The 17,428-nt window shown below is 56.1% G+C and carries 14 protein-coding genes and 3 pseudogenes; 7 read left to right on the top strand and 10 right to left on the bottom strand.

Annotation, left to right across the window (positions count from 1 at the left end; genetic code table 11):
• Positions 1 to 113 precede the first annotated feature (113 nt).
• From ACN28R_RS04705 to ACN28R_RS04695, 3 genes are read left to right on the top strand one after another with little or no spacing between them, the layout of a single operon-like run.
• Positions 114 to 1,280: an efflux RND transporter periplasmic adaptor subunit gene (locus ACN28R_RS04705; protein WP_048638438.1), complete on the top strand. Its 1,167-nt coding sequence runs from the start codon at positions 114 to 116 to the stop codon at positions 1,278 to 1,280.
• Complete coding sequence (locus ACN28R_RS04700) at positions 1,277 to 3,223, top strand: MacB family efflux pump subunit (RefSeq protein ID WP_095833744.1); 1,947 nt, start codon at positions 1,277 to 1,279, stop codon at positions 3,221 to 3,223. Before ACN28R_RS04705 ends, ACN28R_RS04700 begins: the two co-directional genes overlap by 4 nt.
• Positions 3,224 to 4,591, top strand: a complete 1,368-nt coding sequence (locus ACN28R_RS04695) for a TolC family protein (RefSeq protein WP_095833743.1) — start codon at positions 3,224 to 3,226, stop codon at positions 4,589 to 4,591. It abuts the gene before it with no gap.
• Positions 4,592 to 4,766: 175 nt separating this feature from the next.
• Here the strand turns inward: ACN28R_RS04695 and ACN28R_RS04690 are convergent, their stop codons facing one another.
• Positions 4,767 to 5,348: a hypothetical protein gene (locus tag ACN28R_RS04690; RefSeq protein ID WP_183096805.1), complete on the bottom strand. Its 582-nt coding sequence runs from the start codon at positions 5,346 to 5,348 to the stop codon at positions 4,767 to 4,769.
• Between ACN28R_RS04690 and ACN28R_RS04685 the strand changes: the two are divergent.
• Together ACN28R_RS04685 and ACN28R_RS04680 are read left to right on the top strand one after the other, a co-directional pair.
• Positions 5,304 to 5,597 (top strand): annotated as a pseudogene (locus tag ACN28R_RS04685) (transposase); the annotation flags it as partial. The gene ACN28R_RS04690 and the pseudogene ACN28R_RS04685 sit on opposite strands and share 45 nt — an antisense overlap.
• A pseudogene (locus ACN28R_RS04680) lies at positions 5,590 to 5,755 on the top strand (peptidase T); the annotation flags it as partial. The pseudogenes ACN28R_RS04685 and ACN28R_RS04680, both read left to right, overlap by 8 nt.
• An 83-nt stretch (positions 5,756 to 5,838) precedes the next feature.
• On the opposite strand, the pseudogene ACN28R_RS04675 reads toward ACN28R_RS04680, so the two are convergent.
• Positions 5,839 to 6,714: pseudogene (locus tag ACN28R_RS04675) on the bottom strand (AraC family transcriptional regulator).
• Positions 6,715 to 6,826: 112 nt separating this feature from the next.
• Here ACN28R_RS04675 and ACN28R_RS04670 point away from each other — a divergent pair.
• A complete protein-coding gene (locus ACN28R_RS04670) occupies positions 6,827 to 7,729 on the top strand; it encodes a DMT family transporter (RefSeq protein ID WP_095833741.1) in 903 nt (300 codons plus the stop codon).
• Between the two features lie 251 nt (positions 7,730 to 7,980).
• Here ACN28R_RS04670 and rhlE read toward each other — a convergent pair whose 3' ends face one another.
• The 8 genes from rhlE to ACN28R_RS04630 all read right to left on the bottom strand — a co-directional run bounded on the left by rhlE (position 7,981) and on the right by ACN28R_RS04630 (position 16,301).
• A complete protein-coding gene (gene rhlE, locus ACN28R_RS04665) occupies positions 7,981 to 9,354 on the bottom strand; it encodes an ATP-dependent RNA helicase RhlE (protein ID WP_048638433.1) in 1,374 nt (457 codons plus the stop codon).
• Positions 9,355 to 9,565: 211 nt separating this feature from the next.
• Positions 9,566 to 10,228, bottom strand: a complete 663-nt coding sequence (locus ACN28R_RS04660) for an IucA/IucC family C-terminal-domain containing protein (protein ID WP_236840185.1) — start codon at positions 10,226 to 10,228, stop codon at positions 9,566 to 9,568.
• Entirely contained in the window at positions 10,228 to 10,383 is a 156-nt protein-coding gene (locus ACN28R_RS04655) for a hypothetical protein (protein WP_236840184.1), read from the bottom strand. The genes ACN28R_RS04660 and ACN28R_RS04655 overlap by 1 nt, the downstream gene beginning before the upstream one ends.
• Positions 10,358 to 11,212: an ABC transporter ATP-binding protein gene (locus tag ACN28R_RS04650; protein WP_095833740.1), complete on the bottom strand. Its 855-nt coding sequence runs from the start codon at positions 11,210 to 11,212 to the stop codon at positions 10,358 to 10,360. Before ACN28R_RS04650 ends, ACN28R_RS04655 begins: the two co-directional genes overlap by 26 nt.
• Before the next feature lie 12 nt (positions 11,213 to 11,224).
• The gene (locus ACN28R_RS04645; protein ID WP_048638430.1) at positions 11,225 to 12,256 is read right to left on the bottom strand and encodes a FecCD family ABC transporter permease; all 1,032 of its coding nucleotides are present in this window, start codon (positions 12,254 to 12,256) and stop codon (positions 11,225 to 11,227) included.
• On the bottom strand, positions 12,249 to 13,238 hold the full coding sequence (locus tag ACN28R_RS04640; protein WP_095833739.1) for a FecCD family ABC transporter permease: 990 nt from the start codon (positions 13,236 to 13,238) through the stop codon (positions 12,249 to 12,251). Before ACN28R_RS04640 ends, ACN28R_RS04645 begins: the two co-directional genes overlap by 8 nt.
• Positions 13,238 to 14,146, bottom strand: a complete 909-nt coding sequence (locus tag ACN28R_RS04635) for an ABC transporter substrate-binding protein (protein WP_375153872.1) — start codon at positions 14,144 to 14,146, stop codon at positions 13,238 to 13,240. Before ACN28R_RS04635 ends, ACN28R_RS04640 begins: the two co-directional genes overlap by 1 nt.
• A gap of 61 nt (positions 14,147 to 14,207) precedes the next feature.
• A complete protein-coding gene (locus ACN28R_RS04630; protein ID WP_095833737.1) occupies positions 14,208 to 16,301 on the bottom strand; it encodes a TonB-dependent receptor in 2,094 nt (697 codons plus the stop codon).
• A 427-nt stretch (positions 16,302 to 16,728) separates the two neighbouring features.
• On the opposite strand from ACN28R_RS04630, the gene ACN28R_RS04625 reads away from it, so the two are divergent.
• The gene (locus tag ACN28R_RS04625; protein WP_095833736.1) at positions 16,729 to 17,427 is read left to right on the top strand and encodes a CerR family C-terminal domain-containing protein; all 699 of its coding nucleotides are present in this window, start codon (positions 16,729 to 16,731) and stop codon (positions 17,425 to 17,427) included.
• Position 17,428 lies beyond the last annotated feature (1 nt).

The raw sequence follows: 17,428 nt of genomic DNA, 5'->3' as shown, positions 1-17,428 counted from the left end.
AGCCGCCAAAACGTATCGTGCGATCATGATAAAAGCATTACTTCATGATGAAAAGCAGGATTGAAGCGCCCGATATTAGTCCATAAATGACCTAAGGAGCTGGATATATTGTGATGCAATTCTCCCAGCGTTGTCGGCGTGCTATTGCCCTGATAGGCGCGGTCCTCATCGCTATTGCTTTGTTCGGCTATTTTTGGCCGCGTCCAGCGCCGTTAACCTATATCACCGCGCCGGTTCGTGCCGGTGATATTGAAAACGTGGTCTTGGCTGCCGGAAAACTGGACGCTCTCGAACGGGTCAATGTCGGCGCACAGGTCTCTGGCCAAGTGAAATCGCTGAAAATCAAAGTCGGCGATCAGGTCCATAAAGGCCAGCTCATTGCCGAAATAGATGACCTGCAGCAGCGTAACGATTTACGTAATGCCGAAGCCGCGCTCAACGTCGCCTACGCCCAGCAGTTGGCTAAACAAGCCGCGCTGAAGCAGGCGCAAGCCGAGTTCCGGCGGCAAAAAAGAATGCTGAGCGATGAGGCCAGCTCTCAGCAGGATTATGAAAGCGCGCAAGCCACCCTTGCCACCATCCGTGCTGATCTTCTGGCGATGCAGGCCCAGATCCTGCAAGCGCAAATCGAAGTGGATAACAAAAAAGTTGCGCTGAGCTATACCAAAATTCTGGCGCCGATGGACGGTACCGTCATCGCTGTCATTACCCAGCAGGGCCAGACCGTGAATGCCAATCAAACCGCGCCGACCATCGCCAAACTGGCCCGGCTGGATGTCATGCAGATCAAAGCGCAAATATCCGAGGTGGATATCACCCATGTCACCATAGGCCAGAAGGCCTATTTCACCCTTTTCTCCGAGCCGGAGAAACGTTACAACGCGACATTACGCAGCATCGAGCTCGCGCCGGAATCCGTCATGCAGGATGATACGTTTTCCGCCAGCCAGGCATCCTCAGGCAACGATAATCCCTCGGTATATTACAATGCGCTGTTGGATGTGCCTAATTCCGACAACACATTCCGTATTGCCATGACGGCGCAGGTGTCGCTGCTCAGAGCCGAGGCCCACAATACTCTGCTCGTCCCACGACAGGCGGTGATGACAAAACCAGGCAACCGGCAGGAAGTCCTCGTTCTGGGCCCAGACAATACCCCGCAGACACGCGTGATCACCACCGGCATCAGCGATAACAGTAATATCCAAGTGCTGACCGGCCTGAGTGCGGGTGAACGCATTGTGCTATCCCCGGCCAGCAGCCAGGCGGCCGTCCGGTGAAAAATATCATCGAGCTGCGCGATGTCAGCCGCATCTATAGCAACGGCGGCCAGCAATCCCGAGTGCTGAAGGGGATAAGTCTGGCCATCGCCCCTGGCGAAATGGTGGCGATAACCGGCGCGTCCGGCTCCGGTAAATCGACTCTGCTCAATATCATGGGGTGCCTGGATGTGCCCGACCGCGGGGACTATTTCATAGGCGGACACCACTCCGCCCGTTTATCCCCGGACGAACTGGCTCGCTTACGCCGTGAACATATCGGCTTTGTTTTCCAGCGCTATCACCTGATGCCTGATATCAGCGCCTTGGATAACGTGGAAATCCCGGCGATTTACGCTAACGTCGACCGCCGGGAACGGCGCATGCGCGCCACGCAGTTGTTGGGGCAACTGAGTTTGGCGGGCTACGAGCAGCATAAACCTGGGGAGCTTTCCGGCGGCCAGCAGCAGCGGGTGAGCATTGCCCGAGCTCTGATGAACGGCGGGGACATTATCCTGGCGGACGAACCCACTGGTGCGCTTGACTCTAGCGCAGGGCAAGAGGTGCTGCAAATACTGACCAGCCTCAACCAGCGCGGGCATACCGTCGTCATCGTCACCCACGATATGGCGGTCGCCCGCTGCGCCCAACGTATCATTAAACTGCATGACGGTGAAATTGTGGCCGACAGCGGGCAGAAGCTACCCCTTCGCCATGAGCAGGATTTGCGCCCGCCTTTGCGTGGGCGCAAATCCTGCTCATGGCGAAGCTTACTTGACCGAACGTGGGAGTCGCTGCGCATGGCGCTGAAAACCATGAGCGCCCACCGGCTGCGAACGGGGTTGACCATGATTGGTATCGTCTTCGGTATCGCGGCCGTAGTGAGCGTGGTCGGGTTGGGCGAAGGCGCCCGGCAGCGCACATTGCAATTTGTCACGGGTCTTGGCACCAACGTGGTCCGCATTTTCCCCGGGGCGGATTATTCTACTGCCAGGCCAAAAAGTTTTCGCGCCCTGGTGCCGGCGGATGCGGATGCGCTGACCCGCCTGGGGGTGGTCAACAGCATCAGTCCCACGATCGAAACCTCAAAACCTGTGCGCTTTCAAGATAAATCGGCCAATGTTTCGATAACCGGCGTAGGCCGCGACTACTTTCACATCCAGGGGATAAGCCTTATAGAGGGTGCCAATTTTCCTGATGTCCTTGATGCAAGGCAAGTGGCCATAATAGAGGATAAGGTCGTTAAAACCCTTTTTGACGATGTCCACGGTAGTCCGGTGGGCCAGGTGATGTTCGTGGGGACCGTGCCGGTGAGCATTATCGGCGTGGCGCACAACAATCACAATTTTGATCCAAATACTCTTGGTGTCTGGATGCCCTATACCACCGTGATGCGTCGCATAGTGAACAAGCCCTCCCTTAGCAGCATCATCCTGCAACTCAAGGACACGGTTTCCAATGACGCGGCCGTCGGCGCCATCAGCCAGCTGCTGGTGCAGCGTCATGGTTCCCAGGACTTCCGGTTGTTCAATGTTGATCAAATCCGTAGAGCTGCGGAGCATACTTCAATGACTTTTCGCATGCTGATTTTGATGATCGCGTCTGTCGCGCTTACCATCGGCAGCATCGGAGTGATGAACATTATGCTGGTTTCGGTCAGCGAGCGGACCCACGAAATCGGCGTGCGCATGGCGGTCGGGGCTCGCGAGCGCGATATCATGCAGCAGTTCATGATCGAGGCGGTACTGGTCTGTCTGATTGGTGGCGCAGTGGGGATTGTCATATCTCTGGGTATAGGCCCGTTGTTCACTTCGCTGTCAGGCGGCATACTGACCGCAATCGTCTCCTGGCCTATAGCCGTTCTCGCCTTTTGCTGTTCAACCCTTATTGGCATGATTTTTGGTTACCTGCCGGCCCGTAAAGCCGCTCGGATGGACCCGGTCTTGTCACTGGCGAGAGAGTAGATGAAAAAAAATATCCCCTTCCTGGGCCTAGCGACCGCGGTTATCCTCAGCACTGGCTGTGGAAATGCCTTGCGTAGCGAATACCGCCCGCCGGTAATTGATTATCCCGCGCACTGGCAGGAGGCTGGCGCGGCCGGTACATCGGTGCCTTTCAACTGGGACGATTTCAACGATCCGGCGTTAACGCGATGGCTGGACCTGGTCGTCGCCAGGAATAACGATCTGGCCCTGGCGGTGCTGCACATATATCGTGCTAGGCTGAACGAGGAACTGACGGGGATTGAGCATGAGCCGGTGGTCGCCGGCAAGGTGGATACCGGCGCCAATCGACGATTGAACCGGGCGTCCCCCTGGAATAAGAGTAGTTCGGCCACGGTCAACGTGAGTTATGAGGTAGACCTGTGGGGTAAGCTGGCGCGCCAGCAGGACGCCGCGGTATGGGAGCGTGAAGCCACCGAGCATGATCTGGACGTGGCCCGGCTCACTCTGCTGGCCAATGCCAGCACCAACTACTGGCAACTCGCGTTTTTAAATCAACGCATCGTTATCAGCCAGCAAAGCATTGAGCACGCCGAGGACTCCCTGCGATTGGTGACCGCCCGCTTTAACGCCGGCAATGTGTCGGCGCTGGATATGATTGCCGCCGAGCAAAACGTCGCCAACCAGGAGAATGATCACCTGGCCCTGTTAAGCGAGCGTAAAATAGCGCTTAACGCACAGTCAGTGCTATTAGGTACCCTGACTGGGAATAGTATGATTAACCCCGCTCATCTCCCCGGCGGGCCGCTGCCCCGGGTCAATCCGGGTATTCCGGCCACCGTGCTGGCATGCCGGCCCGATATCAAAGCGCTGGAATTACGGCTGCGCGAAGCATTGGCCAATGTCGACGTGCAACGGGCACAACTCTATCCGGCGTTCAGTCTCACCGGTTCGCTCGGCACCAGTAGCAGCGGCCTGACGCGGTTTTTGCGTAATCCCGTTGCCACCGCCGATGCCGGGTTAACGTTGCCCTTCCTGCAATGGCGTGAAATGAATATCAATGTGAAAATTGCTCGCAACGACTATGAACAACGGGTAATAGATTTCAAACAGGCATTGTATAAGGCCATGGCCGCTGTCGACAATTCCCTGACGCTGCATACTCAGCTCTTGGAACAGGAAAAGCAGTTGAATAATTTACTGGAGCTGGCGCTGAAATCAGAAAAAATGTATGAAATCCGCTATCGTAACGGGGCCACCCCCATCAACTTTTGGCTAGATGCGCAGGAAACCCGCAGACAGGCACAGGTTGCGCTGGACATCAACCGTTATACGCAGCTACAAAACCTGGCCCAAATTTATCTGGAGTTAGGGGGGGATTGTCAATAAATGTCACGCTGGATGATCACGGTGATTTGTACCGTGTCTGGGTGAAGTTGGTTCCATAAGATAAGCTACGGCCTTTCGCTAAATGGCATTGCTACTTTAATTAGCAAGTTGAGCTATTATTTCTCGAGATTTATAACATTCCTGTTTATAATACCGTCCTTAACCGATATATATTTCATAAAGCATTAATAATTTTTGATTGTGGTAGTGCCTGTTGCCCTTTTAAGGTAAAAGCATCGGTATTAGCATTCGAACAATTTATTGAAGTTCTGGGTGTGACCATAGTTTTTATAGCCTGAAGGGGGGTACTAAAAATAACTGATGGGCCACATATATAACAGTCCCCAGCATTTATCTGGCAACCAGAACCTGAGTTTCCTAAATTAATACAGCAATAGCCATCTGAGCTACCACAATATCCATAAGCATTACAACATAGCCCCTCAGGACATATTGTCCCACCAACTTGAACCCCACATTGTTCCGCTAAAGAAAAAGAACTTTGCAAAAGGAAAAAAGTGGTTATCACAGTTTTAAATAAAAAAATACATTTATGTAATGTCACTTTATTCTCCAGAATAAAACGAAGCCATTTTTTATTAATGGTCAAGCTTAAGAAATTATCAATAAATTTAATCCATTCTTGAACCTGTTCACGATCTTGTTCAAGGATGAGTAATGTAAAAAGCGAACAAAAACCTATCCCAGAGACATGATCCGTGAACAGTTCGGGTGGATCCGCCCGTTGCTCGAGCAAGCCTACAACGAACCAAACCGAGGACAATCAACCTATACGGGGTGTGGTCTCTTACATACCGGGTGCCAATGGCGGGCCTTGCCCAGTGATTTTTCCCAAGTGGCATACGGTGCGCCAAGTGGAGTGGAGCGAACCGAACGATGAAGGCGTGAGCCTGCTGTAGCCGGCGCTAAAAAAAATCAGATTAGCGCGGCCCGTGAGAAACAGAGGCGAAACGCATGCGGTACGTTCTTGATCGTGGTCAGCCAAAGGCGTATTGGTCAACCCGCTGCTGATGGTTCATGATTTTATCAGCTATTTTGACCGTCAACAGATGCCGGAACACACCGACGGGCGTCAGGGCTATGCCTGGGTTTAACGATCTGACGGCGAACGCCAATGAAGCGACGCTGAAGGCTTCCATTCGCGTTTTGAATTCCTGCCCGTCCCGTCGTTTGTAAAATCGTATCAAGTCGCGTTGAATCTGTGCCTACTGGCCGCTGGAGACGACTCAGCGCAGTAGCGTTCGGCGCAGCGCGGAAGGGGTCATTCCGCGCTCGCTTTTAAAGCTATGGCTAAAGTGGCTGGCGGAACTGAACCCGCACATTAGCGCAATCTCGGTTATCGCCAGCGAACTGTGACGCAGCATCTCCTCCGCCCGCGCCAGCCGCCGCTTCAGTACATACTGGTGCGGCGCCATGCCCTCGCTCTGACGAAACATGCGGGCGAAGTGAAACTCGCTCAATCCGGCTTCGGCCGCCAGTTCGTCCAACGTCAAAGGATCGCCAAGCCGGCTTTCCATCATCTCCTTCACCCGGCGCAGCACCGCCGGAGCCAGGCCGCCGCGGACCTTCGGCAGCGTCCACTATAGCTGGGTATACTGCCTTAGCGTATGTATCAGCAACAAGGTTGCCGCGCTGCTCAGCGCCAGTTGATTGGCCGGATCCGCCCAACTGTAGTTGAGTAAAAACTGCCGGTACAGCGTGGTGATCTGCGCATCGTCGCCGAAAATCCGCTCTTCCGTGCGGATCGAAGCCGGGCTGCGATCCCAGGTCTGCTCCGCCAACCGGCGAAAATGGCTGTCGTCATAATAAAGATGGACAAAAGAGAGGTCGCCGCGGATATCCCAGGTGGTGACGCTCTGCTTCGGCATCAGACAGAAGCGGTCCGGTCCCCCGCCGTTATGCCATCCATCCGGCGTTTTATGATAACTTTCATAGCCATCGGCAGTGTATAGGCTGAGGATGTGATGGTCGCCGTTTTCGAGGGTGACAAGATCGTTGCGGTTAAACCATGACGCCAGACGCACGCCGGAACCCAGTTCAACGGTATCCCGCAGCACCGTTTTATACTGTTGCAGCGAATTGAACGCTTTATACTGATGCATCGCACCTCCCTACCAACAAACCGCAAGATTCTGTTATTAACCGCAAACCGCTGAAAGCCGAAGCCGGAGCAAAAATCCATACTGGAGTCATGATAAACACCGGAGTCTGCTAATGAATATTTTGCTCTATATTTCCGTGGTGCTGATCTGGGGAACCACCTGGATTGCCATCAGCATGCAACAGGGCGGCGTTGCCGCCGAAGTTTCCATCTTTTGGCGATTCCTGCTTTCGTCCGTGATTCTGCTGGCCTTTCTGGCGCTGACGAAACGCCTTCGTCCGCTGTCGCGCCGGGCGCATCTGCTGTGCATGCTTCAGGGACTATGCGTATTCGGTATTAACTTTATCTGTTTTTATCACGCTATCGCCTGGATTTCGAGCGGATTAGAATCGGTCATTTTTTCCATGGCGGTGTTATTTAATGCTTTCAATAGTCGGCTGTTCTTCGGTCAGCGCCTGACGCGCAGCGTCATGATTGCCGCGCCGCTGGGACTTATCGGCATAGTAGCGCTGTTCTGGCACGACCTGATGAACATGGACGCGCAACCGCATCTGCTCTGGGGCGCCGCGCTGTGTCTGCTGGGAACCTACAGCTTTTCGCTGGGCAATATGATCAGTTCCCGGCATCAAAGACAAGGCCGCGACGTGATGACCACCAACGGCTGGGGCATGTGTTATGGCGCGCTGTGGATGGGGATAATCAGCCTGATTCAGGGCTATGATTTCTCCCCGGAATTCACCGTCCGTTATCTTGGTTCGCTGTTCTATCTGGCGATATTCGGTTCGGTGATTGCTTTTGGGGCTTATTTCAGTCTGATAGGACGTATCGGCGCCAGTCAGGCCGCCTATTCGACGCTACTGTTCCCGCTGATCGCGCTATCCATCTCCACGATATATGAAAACTACCATTGGCAGGTCAATGACGTTTTAGGATTGCTGTTGATTCTGGCGGGCAACGCGGTAATGTTTTACCGCCCGCGACGGCGGGGGATAGCGCCTACGGCGTCGGTTAAATAAAACCTAACAGAACATCACGAAACGCAATTCTGAGTATGCAAGAGAAGTGGATGGTTTCGTGCGTGGTAAGCAACAATATATCTATGCAACATCAGTCATCCTTCACGGCTCCAGCGCGGTCATTCCCGCAGTAGTAGGCGGGAATCTCCTGCTGAAACCGTAAACAGCCATTGGCTGATTCCCGCCTACGCGGGAATGACGGGTTTGGGAAGGTTTGTCATCAAACTAAGGAGCCAACAGGCTCCTTATCGTTATTTAGCTGCCGGTTTGCTGCGGTTCTGCGGACGCGGCGATCGACGCTGCCCTTCGCTATTGCCCCACGGAGCGGCGCTGTTGCCGCCGGGACGCCGCGTCTGACGGGCGCCGTCGTTACTCTTACGCTCGCCCTGAGCGCGTGGCGCGCCGGACTGACCGCGCGGCGCGGCGCTACGGGAACCGCCGCCGCGATTACCCTGACGGCCATTAATAATGGGTTCCGCCTTGATTGACGGATCCGGCTCATAGCCCGGAATGGCGATACGCGGGATTTCACGCTTAAGCAGGCGTTCAATGTCACGCAGCAGTTTATGCTCGTCGACACAGACCAGCGACAGCGCTTCCCCGGTGGACTCCGCCCGGCCGGTACGGCCGATACGATGCACATAGTCTTCCGGCACATTCGGCAACTCATAGTTCACCACGTGCGGCAGTTGGTCGATGTCCAGACCACGAGCCGCGATATCGGTGGCGACCAGCACGCGAATGGAACCGTCTTTGAAGTTAGCCAACGCCCGGGTACGCGCGCCCTGACTTTTGTTGCCATGAATCGCCGCCGCCGTAATGCCGTCTTTTTCCAGCAGTTCGGCCAGGTGATTGGCGCCATGTTTGGTGCGGGTAAACACCAGCACCTGTTGCCAGTTATTCTCGCCAATCAGTTGAGACAGCAGTTCCCGCTTACGGCGCTTATCGACAAAATGAACATGTTGCGTCACCAGCTCCGACGCCGTGTTGCGGCGCGCCACTTCAACCGAGGCCGGGTTGCTCAACAGCTTGTTGGCCAGCGTTTTGATTTCATCAGAGAAGGTGGCGGAAAACAGCAGGTTCTGCCGTTTAGCCGGCAGCTTCGCCAGCACGCGGCGAATATCGTGAATAAAGCCCATATCCAGCATACGGTCCGCTTCATCCAGCACCAAAATTTCAATCTGCGACAGGTCGACGGCGTTCTGATGCTCCAGATCGAGCAACCGGCCCGGCGTGGCGACCAGAATATCGACGCCGCCGCGCAGCTTCATCATCTGCGGATTGATGCTGACGCCGCCGAACACCACCAGCGAGCGTAAGCGCAGATATTTGCTGTAGGCCTGAACGTTTTCACCAATCTGCGCCGCCAACTCGCGGGTTGGCGTCAGGATCAACGCCCGAACCGGACGACGGCCTTTCGCCGGCGGCGCGCTGCTCAGCAATTGCAGCAACGGCAGAGTAAAACCGGCCGTTTTGCCGGTACCGGTTTGCGCGCTGGCCATAAGATCGCGACCGGCCAGCACAACAGGAATCGCCTGGCGCTGTACGGGCGTAGGCTCACGATAGCCCTGTTCTTCAACAGCACGCAGAATGTCGGCGCTCAGGCCGAGAGAATCAAATGACATAATAGAAAACAACTCCAGATCCGCCCTGACCGGATAACAACCGGTGTAGTTTTCAGAGGGACAATAAGACGGGTTTGCCGGGCCACCATCAACTCAACAATAACGACGTAAGCAACAACCACGATGAACGGGCACAACTACGGTGCATAACTGCCGATATTGTATCAGAGATTATAAAGGTTAAGCGATTTTTATTAACAACGCGTTAATTTTACTCGTTACCGCCCTCCGTATCACCGTCATTGCGTTTCGGCCGCAGCAGCGGACAGGCGGCGCAGTATTCACGCGGCTGCGACGCTTTATAGTAAAAGCAGCAGGTGCGGCGAAAACGTACCGCTTTTGCCAGCGTCGGCACCCAGGTTTTCGCTCGAAAAAACGCCGTCAGCGGATTGTCATCGCCGCCGAAAACCGCGCCTGGCGCCTGGTGGACCAAATAATCAAAATCCTGCTGGATACGTTGCGATAGCGCCGCCGATTCGCCATCCGCCACCAGCATTCGCCGCTCATACAGGGAAAAAATACGCACGGCGGTGTTTTCCCACAAAATGCGCGGAGAGATCCCCGTCACCGCCGAAAAGCTCCGCCACAGCGGCGTCAAATGCCCGGCAAACAGCTGCTGAAGCTGACGCGTCCGCCACGCCTCGCGCATTGCGCCGTCCGGCGCGGCGCTAATCGACAAATCATATAGCGGCATGCCGGAAGTCCAGCGTTGACCAGCATGACCATATTCCAGCATGCAGTTGGGCAGCGACATATCCAGTCCTTTATTATACATCGACATGGCATACAGGCTGGAGGCGGTCGTCAGAAAGGCGATGCGTTTACTCAGCAAAGAGGCGGTGATTTTCAGCGACGGCGCATTAAGCGCCGGCATCAGGCGCGCCAGTAGCGCCCGGAATGTTGCGGATTGAGCAACGCCCGAGCGTCACAGGCGTCGTCACGCCCCCGCCCGTCGGCAACGGCCAGCCCCAACGCGCCGGACAACATCGCCCACTCTTGCGGGTTAAACGGATGGCGTCGCACGTTCATCAGTATCCGCGCCAACCGCGTCACGGCCAAAGGGAATGCACAGCGGCGTGCCGAAAAACGGGTCGGTAATAATCCGGCTGTTCAGGTTAAACACCGTTTTCACCATCGCTTCACTGAGAATGTCGCCAGGTTTCCCCTGCGCATACACCGTCCGGTTATGCACCGCCACCATGTGGTGCGCATAGCGACAGGCCAGGTTCAGATCGTGCAGCACCATGACGATGGTTTTCTGCTGATGCACATTGAGTTCCCGCAACAGATCCAATACCTCAATCTGATGGGCTAAATCCAGATAGGTGGTAGGTTCATCCAATAGCACGATATCCGTATCCTGCGCCAGCGTCATGGCGATCCATACCCGCTGGCGTTGGCCGCCGGACAGCGAATCCACCGGGCGATGCCGCAGGTCCGTCACGCCGGTGCGCTGCAAAGCCTGTACGACTTTTCCCTCATCCTGCGACGACCACTGCTGGAGCCACGACTGATGCGGATAGCGCCCCATTTTGACCAGTTGATAGACCGTCAGCCCCTCCGGCGCCACCGGCGTTTGCGGCAGGATCGCCAGCTTCTTCGCCACGCAGGCGGTGGACTGCCGGTGGATGTCAATCCCGCCGACCATCACCGTCCCGCGTTGAGGTTTCAGTAGCCGCGCAAACGATTTCAGCAGCGTACTTTTACCACAGCCATTGCTGCCCACCAGCACCGAAATCTTGTTGGCGGGCAACGTGAGATCCAGTGCGTCGATAATAGGTTGCCGATCATAGCCCAGCGTCAGCCCCCGGCTTTCAATCGCCGGCGGTGGGGGCGAAAAACGTTCTGTCGCACACATAAATCCGTCTTCTCAGCGGCATTGCCGAATCAGTAAATAGATGAAAAAAGGCGTCCCCAGCGCCGAAACAAACACGCCGGCGGGCAGATCGAGCGGCAAAAACAGCGTGCGCCCGGCCAGATCGGCGAGCATAACCAGATTCGCGCCCACCAACGCGGCGACGAGAGCCAGACCGGGGAACGATCGTCCTACCAGTCTTTTAGCAATATGAGGCGCCACCAGCCCGACAAACGCCATCGCGCCCGCATAGGCGATAGCGGCGCCGGCCAGCGCCACGCTGACGGACAACAGCGCCAACCGCATCGCTTTGACCGGCAATCCCACGCCCAGCGCCAGATCGTCATCCAGTTCGTGAACATTGACGTGCCGGGCCAGTAACACAATAAACGGCAGTATGGCGGCCAGCCATACCGCCAGCGAACGCACATCCTGCCACTGCGCGCCGTAAACGCTGCCGGTCAACCAGACATAGGCCGACAGCGTGGTCGTCAGCGGGCTGAATACCAGCATCATGGTGGTGGCCGCGCCGGTAAGCGCCGACAGCCCCACGCCCACCAGCACCAGCCGTATCGGCGAGGCGCCCTGCCTCCAGGCCAATAGCGTAATGAGCAACGCCATCAGCCATGCCCCGCCGATAGCCGCCAGCGGCATCCAATGCTGGCTGAGCGCGGTCGAAAAAAATGACAGAAACCCCACCGCCGCGGCCGACGCGCCGCTGGTGATACCGAGAATATCCGGCGAAGCCAGCGGGTTGCGCACCAGACTTTGCAACATCAATCCGGACACGGCCAGCGCGCCGCCCACCAGCATCGCCAGCACAATACGCGCCAACCGCAGTTGATTGACGATAAAATCAATACCGCTGTCCGAAGCGGCGAACAGCGCCTGCATCACCTCCGCCACAGAAATCCGTACCTTGCCTTGAGTCAGCGAGAACAGCATCACCGCCAGCGTGATGACCATCAGCACGCCGGCGACGGCCATCGTGCGTCCGGCAAACTGGCGCGAAAAGCGGCCGACGCGAACGGCGTACAGCTTATCCATGACGAAGACCTCTTCTGGCGAGGTAGATAAAGAACGGCGCGCCCAACAGCGCCGTCATCGCGCCGACCGGAATTTCCTGCGGCACAATCAGGAGTCTGGCGGCAACGTCGGCCAGCAATAGCAGCGCCGCGCCCAGCAGCGCGCAGCCGGGGAGCAGCCAGCGGTGATCGGCGGATAACAGGCCGCGCGCCATATGCGGCACAATCAAACCGATAAATCCGATGCTGCCGGCAATGGCGACCGCGCCGCCGGCCAGCGCAATGACGCACAGCGCCATCAGGCTACGAACCAATACCGTACGCTGCCCCAGCCCTCTGGCAATTTCATCGCCGGCCACCAGAATATTGATATGCGGCGCCAGCAGCAGCGCACCCAGCATGGCCAGCGCAAAATAAGGCAGCATGGGCCAGATCATGGCGAGATCGCGCCCGGCCACCGACCCCGCCAGCCAGAACAGGATGCTGTCCAGCCCTTCCTGGTTGATCACCAGCAGCGCCTGGGTAAAAGAGATAAACAGCGCGGTGATGGCCGCCCCAGCCAGCACAATACGCAACTGGCTGGTTCGGCCGTTACCCAAGGTGCCGAGAAAGTAGACCGTGCCGCCGGCGACCGCCGCCCCCGCGTAGGCCACCCACGTCAGCGCGCTCTGGCTGGAGAGCGGCAACAGCGTGGAAAGGCTGACGATAAAAAACATCGCGCCGGCATTGATGCCAAACAGACCGGGAGAGGCCAGCGGGTTACGCGTCATCGCCTGCATCAGCGCCCCGGCGACGGCCAGACTGGCGCCGACGACCAGCGCAATCACCGTGCGCGCCAGACGGGTGGTGGTTACCAGAATATGATCGATTTGCTGAGGATCGTGATGGAACAGCGCCTGCCAGACCACAGAGAAAGGGATGGCCGTCGGCCCGGCCATCAGGCTGGCAAACAGCGCCACGCCCAACAGCGCCATCCCTGAAGCCAGAATCGCCATTTTCGCCATTACGCCGCGTCCCTGGCGCCGAGAAGATGGCGTTCAATGTCGTCCAGCACCTTGTTCGCCCCGATAATGCCGCCCGACAGGATCCAGACCACGCTGTCCACCCGATAAACGTGTTCCTGCCGGGGCGCGTTCATCCGCCGCCAGAGCGGATGGGACACCCAGTCACGGTAGTTTTGCTGCACGGCGGGGTTTTCAGGACGAATAAACAAGAAGAACAGATCGGCATCCAGCACCGGAATACTTTCCTTGCTGGTCAGCTTTTGCAATATTCCCTGCGACGATGCGCCGCGCTGCGGCCAGACGAAACCGATCTCAGAGAGAATAGAGCCGGCAAAGCTGCCGGATAAATAATTGCGCACATGATCGCCGCGAAACTCCATCACCGACACGCTCAGCGGCCAATTCGCGCCGACGCGCGCCAGCAGCCGTTCACGCAGTCCGTCCACCCTGCGCCGCCAATCCGTTAGCAGCCGATCGGCCTGTGCCTCCCGGTTTAGCGCCACGCCCATCACCTGAACGGTTTTTTTGAACTCAAAAACTTCATCCAGCGCCACCGTAGGCGCAATCTGCGAGAGCAGGCCATAGATTTTCTCATTGCGAAAACGCGATGCGATGATCAGGTCGGGCTTTAACAGCGCGATATCTTCCAGACTGGGCTGGGTTTCCAGCCCGACGTGCGTCACGCCATTCAGCACCGGACGCAGATATTTATAGGTCGGTTTTTCCGTCCAGGAGTCCACCACGCCGATAGGCTTAATCCCCAGTGCGACGGCGGTATCGGTCGCGCCCTGAAATAGCGTCACCACCCGCTGCGGCGTGCCGCCGATCACGGTTTCCCCTAAGGCATGATGGATCAGGCGCGGGGGCGAGGACGCCTGCGCCCCGCCCGTCAGCAATAACAGCAGCACGATTAGCCGCCGGGACCACCGCGCCCCGGCGAAACACATGCGGCGATATCGTGGTTTACCCTCAGAAATCAAGGGAGTACCCCAGCGTCAGCGTACGTCCGCGACCGGAGAAGTAGCGGGTATCGTTGACCAGCGCGCTTTGTGAATAGTACGTGATGTAATCCTTGTTCAGCAGGTTGGCGATCGCAACATTGACCCGACCGTAGGGAAGTTTGTACCCCACGGCCGCATCCACCAGCATGTAGCCGTCAAAGTCCTTATCACTGCCGTCGAAGTCGCGATCGAAGGCGTAGTTGAGCTGCACAAACGAACTGAGCTTATCGTTCCAGTTGGCCGACCAACTGGTGATGAGCCGATCCGGCGCAACGTTCAGCCCGTCCAGTTTGGCATCAAGACTGCCGTTGTCGTCGCTGTCGTATTTGCCCTGGCTGTGCGCGTAAGTCGCCTTGATCTTGTGCTGTTCGTTAATCTGATAACCGGCGCTCATCTCTACGCCCTGAATGCGCGTTTTCTCCCGCTGCGCGATAAAGATACCGTCCGCATTCGGCTCCACGCGGCTGCCCAGTTTCGAGTTGGACTGATAGTAGCTGGCTTCCAGCTCTATGCGATCTTTGGCGAAGCGGAACCCGGTTTCGATGTTGTCCGTCACGATCGGTTTCAGATTGCGGAAGTTATCGACATCCTGTCCTGACGTTCTGATGGAACGCAGCGCGCGCCCCACGTCCGGCATACCAAATCCTTCCGAATAGTTAACAAACAGGCTTAACGAATCCAGCGGCGAATAGACCAGACCGACGTTGTACAGCGTCTCATTGAATTTCGGGCTGCCGCCGTCTACGGTTACGCCGTTGTTGGCCGCCAGCGTCTGGTAGCTATCGACTTTGAGCTTGGCGATTTCATGACGCACGCCGGCATGCAGCACCACCTGTTCCAATAGCTGATATTCCGCCTGCATAAATGGCGAATAGTTGGTGTATTCCACTTCCGGCACATAAGTGCGCCGGGTCAGATAGAGATCCTGCTTGCTTTTATCCAACAGGGTATCGAAGCCGACGGTGATTTTCAGGCTGTCATTCAGCAGGTCGTCTTTGGTCAGCGCCAGCTTGACGCCATATTTGGACGATACCGCTCTGGACTGATCGTAAAGTGAACCGACCGGGGCGAGCGCGCCGTCCTGAAAGGTGGCGGAATTATCGGCGCCGAACAGCGCTTCATAGCGCTGATTGAACAGCAGCGCGGATAGCTTCATCCCCGCCAAATCGTGATTTTCGTAGGTCAAACCGGTTGACCAGACGCTATTGTGCGGCGCCATGCCTTCCGGCGTGCCGCGTATCGAAGTGGTGGGGATCCCCTGCGCCCGGTCGCCATCCACGCTGAGGTAGTTATTCTCACCTTTGATGCGGTAGCGGTTAACGCTGAGCTGGACCCGCTGATAGTCATCCAGCCAATACCCCACTTTCGCCAGCACGTCATAGGCGCGTGAATCCATCAGATCGCCCTGGGTATTATCCACCCCGACGGGACGGTTTTTTCCATCCAGATACAGCCCCTGATCTTCATAGCCGACGGCAAACAGATAGTCGAGATAATCCTGGCGGCCATCGACGCGATAGGTGGTTTTATAGCTGGCGGTTTCGCCACGGATCTTTTCCGTGGGAACGGTGGTCTGCACGTTGACATGCTGATTGAAAGAACCATTTTCGGGACGCCGAGTAATAATATTAATCACGCCGCCGGTGGCGCCCAGCCCGTTGGTGGCGTTGGCGCCGTGGATCACCTCAACGCGCTCTACCATGGAAAAATCGATGGTGTGCATTTCCCGCCCGGTTGGGCGTAGCGGATTGGACTGAGGAATGCCGTCAATCATCACCAACGGCGCGCGCCCGCGAAAGGTTTCACCGCTCCCGCTCATTTTTTGCCGACTGGGGGAGAAAGAAGGTAAAAGGTTGCTAAGAATTTGGGAACTGTCGCTGGAAATCAGCATCTGCTGCTCAATTTCCTCTTTGGTGATCACGGTGACCACCTGCGGTGATTTTTTCTGCTCGATGTTGGAGCGGGAGGCCGAAATCACCATCTCATCACTACTGCCTTCTCCTTCCTGCGCGTAAGCCTGAGATAACAGCGCACATGGCATAACGACGAATAAAGCACGCATCTGGTTCAATGCCTTTCCCCTTCCTCTATACACTCAACGGGTAAAATGAACAGGTCTCCGGTCAGCAACAGAGCACCAGATAACCCCTGACGTTATTCATAAAAGCGTCCCCCGCCCATACAGGTTGGATTACCGCTTTCCTTGCGGTAAAACCAAACGCTATCCCACTGATTTGGTATGGTTTTACCTGATAATTAATAATGGTAACTATTATCATTGAATATAAAAATTTACAACATTTACATAAAAAAGATATTTACATAACAATTTTATGCGTCAGGAAAATGAGGGCGGACAAACGGGCAACGGCTATCACGCAATGGCGAATACGCCAATAAAAAGCAATTTTTGTGATCGAGATCGATAAAACTAATAAAAACAGGCCTAAAGTTAATCATATGATTGATTGAAATTATCGAGTTGGCCTATGGCTCAGAAATCCACGACGTCGAACCGCAGCGACCAGACGCGACAACACCTCATCGAGGCCGCGCTGGCGGTATTCGGCGAATTCGGCCCGCAGGCTGCGACCACCCGCGACATCGCCAACCGCGCCGGACAGAACATTGCCGCTATCGCTTATCACTTCCACTCCAAGGAAGGGCTTTATCTGGCCGTGGCCAACTGGATAGCGGATTATATTCGTCAGACCTACCACCCTTTGGTAGAGGAAATCGACGCCTTTATGCGGCTCCCGCTGCATCAGCAGTCGTCGGAACAGCTTATGGAGTACCTTCGACGCGGCATTCTGACGTTCAGCCGCCTGATGACCCGTTCGGAAACGCTGAATCTGAGCCGGATTGTGACCCGGGAACAACTTTCCCCCACGGAGGCCTATCCGCTAATCCATCAGCAGGTTATCGAACCGATGCACCGGTTGCTGACGACGTTGGTCGCCCGCTATACCGGACTGGATCAGAATGACCCCAAAGTTATCGTGCACACCCATGCGCTAATTGGCGAGGTGCTCTCCTTTCGCGTCGCCAGGGAAACCATCCTCCTGCGTGCGGGCTGGAAAGATATCGGCAACGAGCAAACGACGCTCATTCAGCAGGTTCTGATGGAACACCTTGAAATTCTCCTCAACGGACTGCGGGACAATCATGCCCGACAGATGAAGGAATAAT

The sequence above is a fragment of the Brenneria goodwinii genome (assembly GCF_002291445.1).
GTDB lineage: Bacteria > Pseudomonadota > Gammaproteobacteria > Enterobacterales > Enterobacteriaceae > Brenneria > Brenneria goodwinii.
Note: the sequence above shows the minus strand (reverse complement) of the source record. Positions and strands in the feature narration are given on the sequence as shown.

What these genes read in the sequence shown, in the direction of transcription:
- ACN28R_RS04705 (WP_048638438.1), top strand. Translation starts at nt 114, where the DNA reads ATGCAATTCTCCCAGCGTTGTCGGCGTGCTATTGCCCTGATAGGCGCG.
- ACN28R_RS04695 (WP_095833743.1), top strand. Translation starts at nt 3,224, where the DNA reads ATGAAAAAAAATATCCCCTTCCTGGGCCTAGCGACCGCGGTTATCCTC.
- ACN28R_RS04670 (WP_095833741.1), top strand. Translation starts at nt 6,827, where the DNA reads ATGAATATTTTGCTCTATATTTCCGTGGTGCTGATCTGGGGAACCACC.
- rhlE (WP_048638433.1), bottom strand. Translation starts at nt 9,354, where the DNA reads ATGTCATTTGATTCTCTCGGCCTGAGCGCCGACATTCTGCGTGCTGTT.
- ACN28R_RS04660 (WP_236840185.1), bottom strand. Translation starts at nt 10,228, where the DNA reads ATGCCGGCGCTTAATGCGCCGTCGCTGAAAATCACCGCCTCTTTGCTG.
- ACN28R_RS04655 (WP_236840184.1), bottom strand. Translation starts at nt 10,383, where the DNA reads ATGAACGTGCGACGCCATCCGTTTAACCCGCAAGAGTGGGCGATGTTG.
- ACN28R_RS04650 (WP_095833740.1), bottom strand. Translation starts at nt 11,212, where the DNA reads ATGTGTGCGACAGAACGTTTTTCGCCCCCACCGCCGGCGATTGAAAGC.
- ACN28R_RS04645 (WP_048638430.1), bottom strand. Translation starts at nt 12,256, where the DNA reads ATGGATAAGCTGTACGCCGTTCGCGTCGGCCGCTTTTCGCGCCAGTTT.
- ACN28R_RS04640 (WP_095833739.1), bottom strand. Translation starts at nt 13,238, where the DNA reads ATGGCGAAAATGGCGATTCTGGCTTCAGGGATGGCGCTGTTGGGCGTG.
- ACN28R_RS04630 (WP_095833737.1), bottom strand. Translation starts at nt 16,301, where the DNA reads ATGCGTGCTTTATTCGTCGTTATGCCATGTGCGCTGTTATCTCAGGCT.
- ACN28R_RS04625 (WP_095833736.1), top strand. Translation starts at nt 16,729, where the DNA reads ATGGCTCAGAAATCCACGACGTCGAACCGCAGCGACCAGACGCGACAA.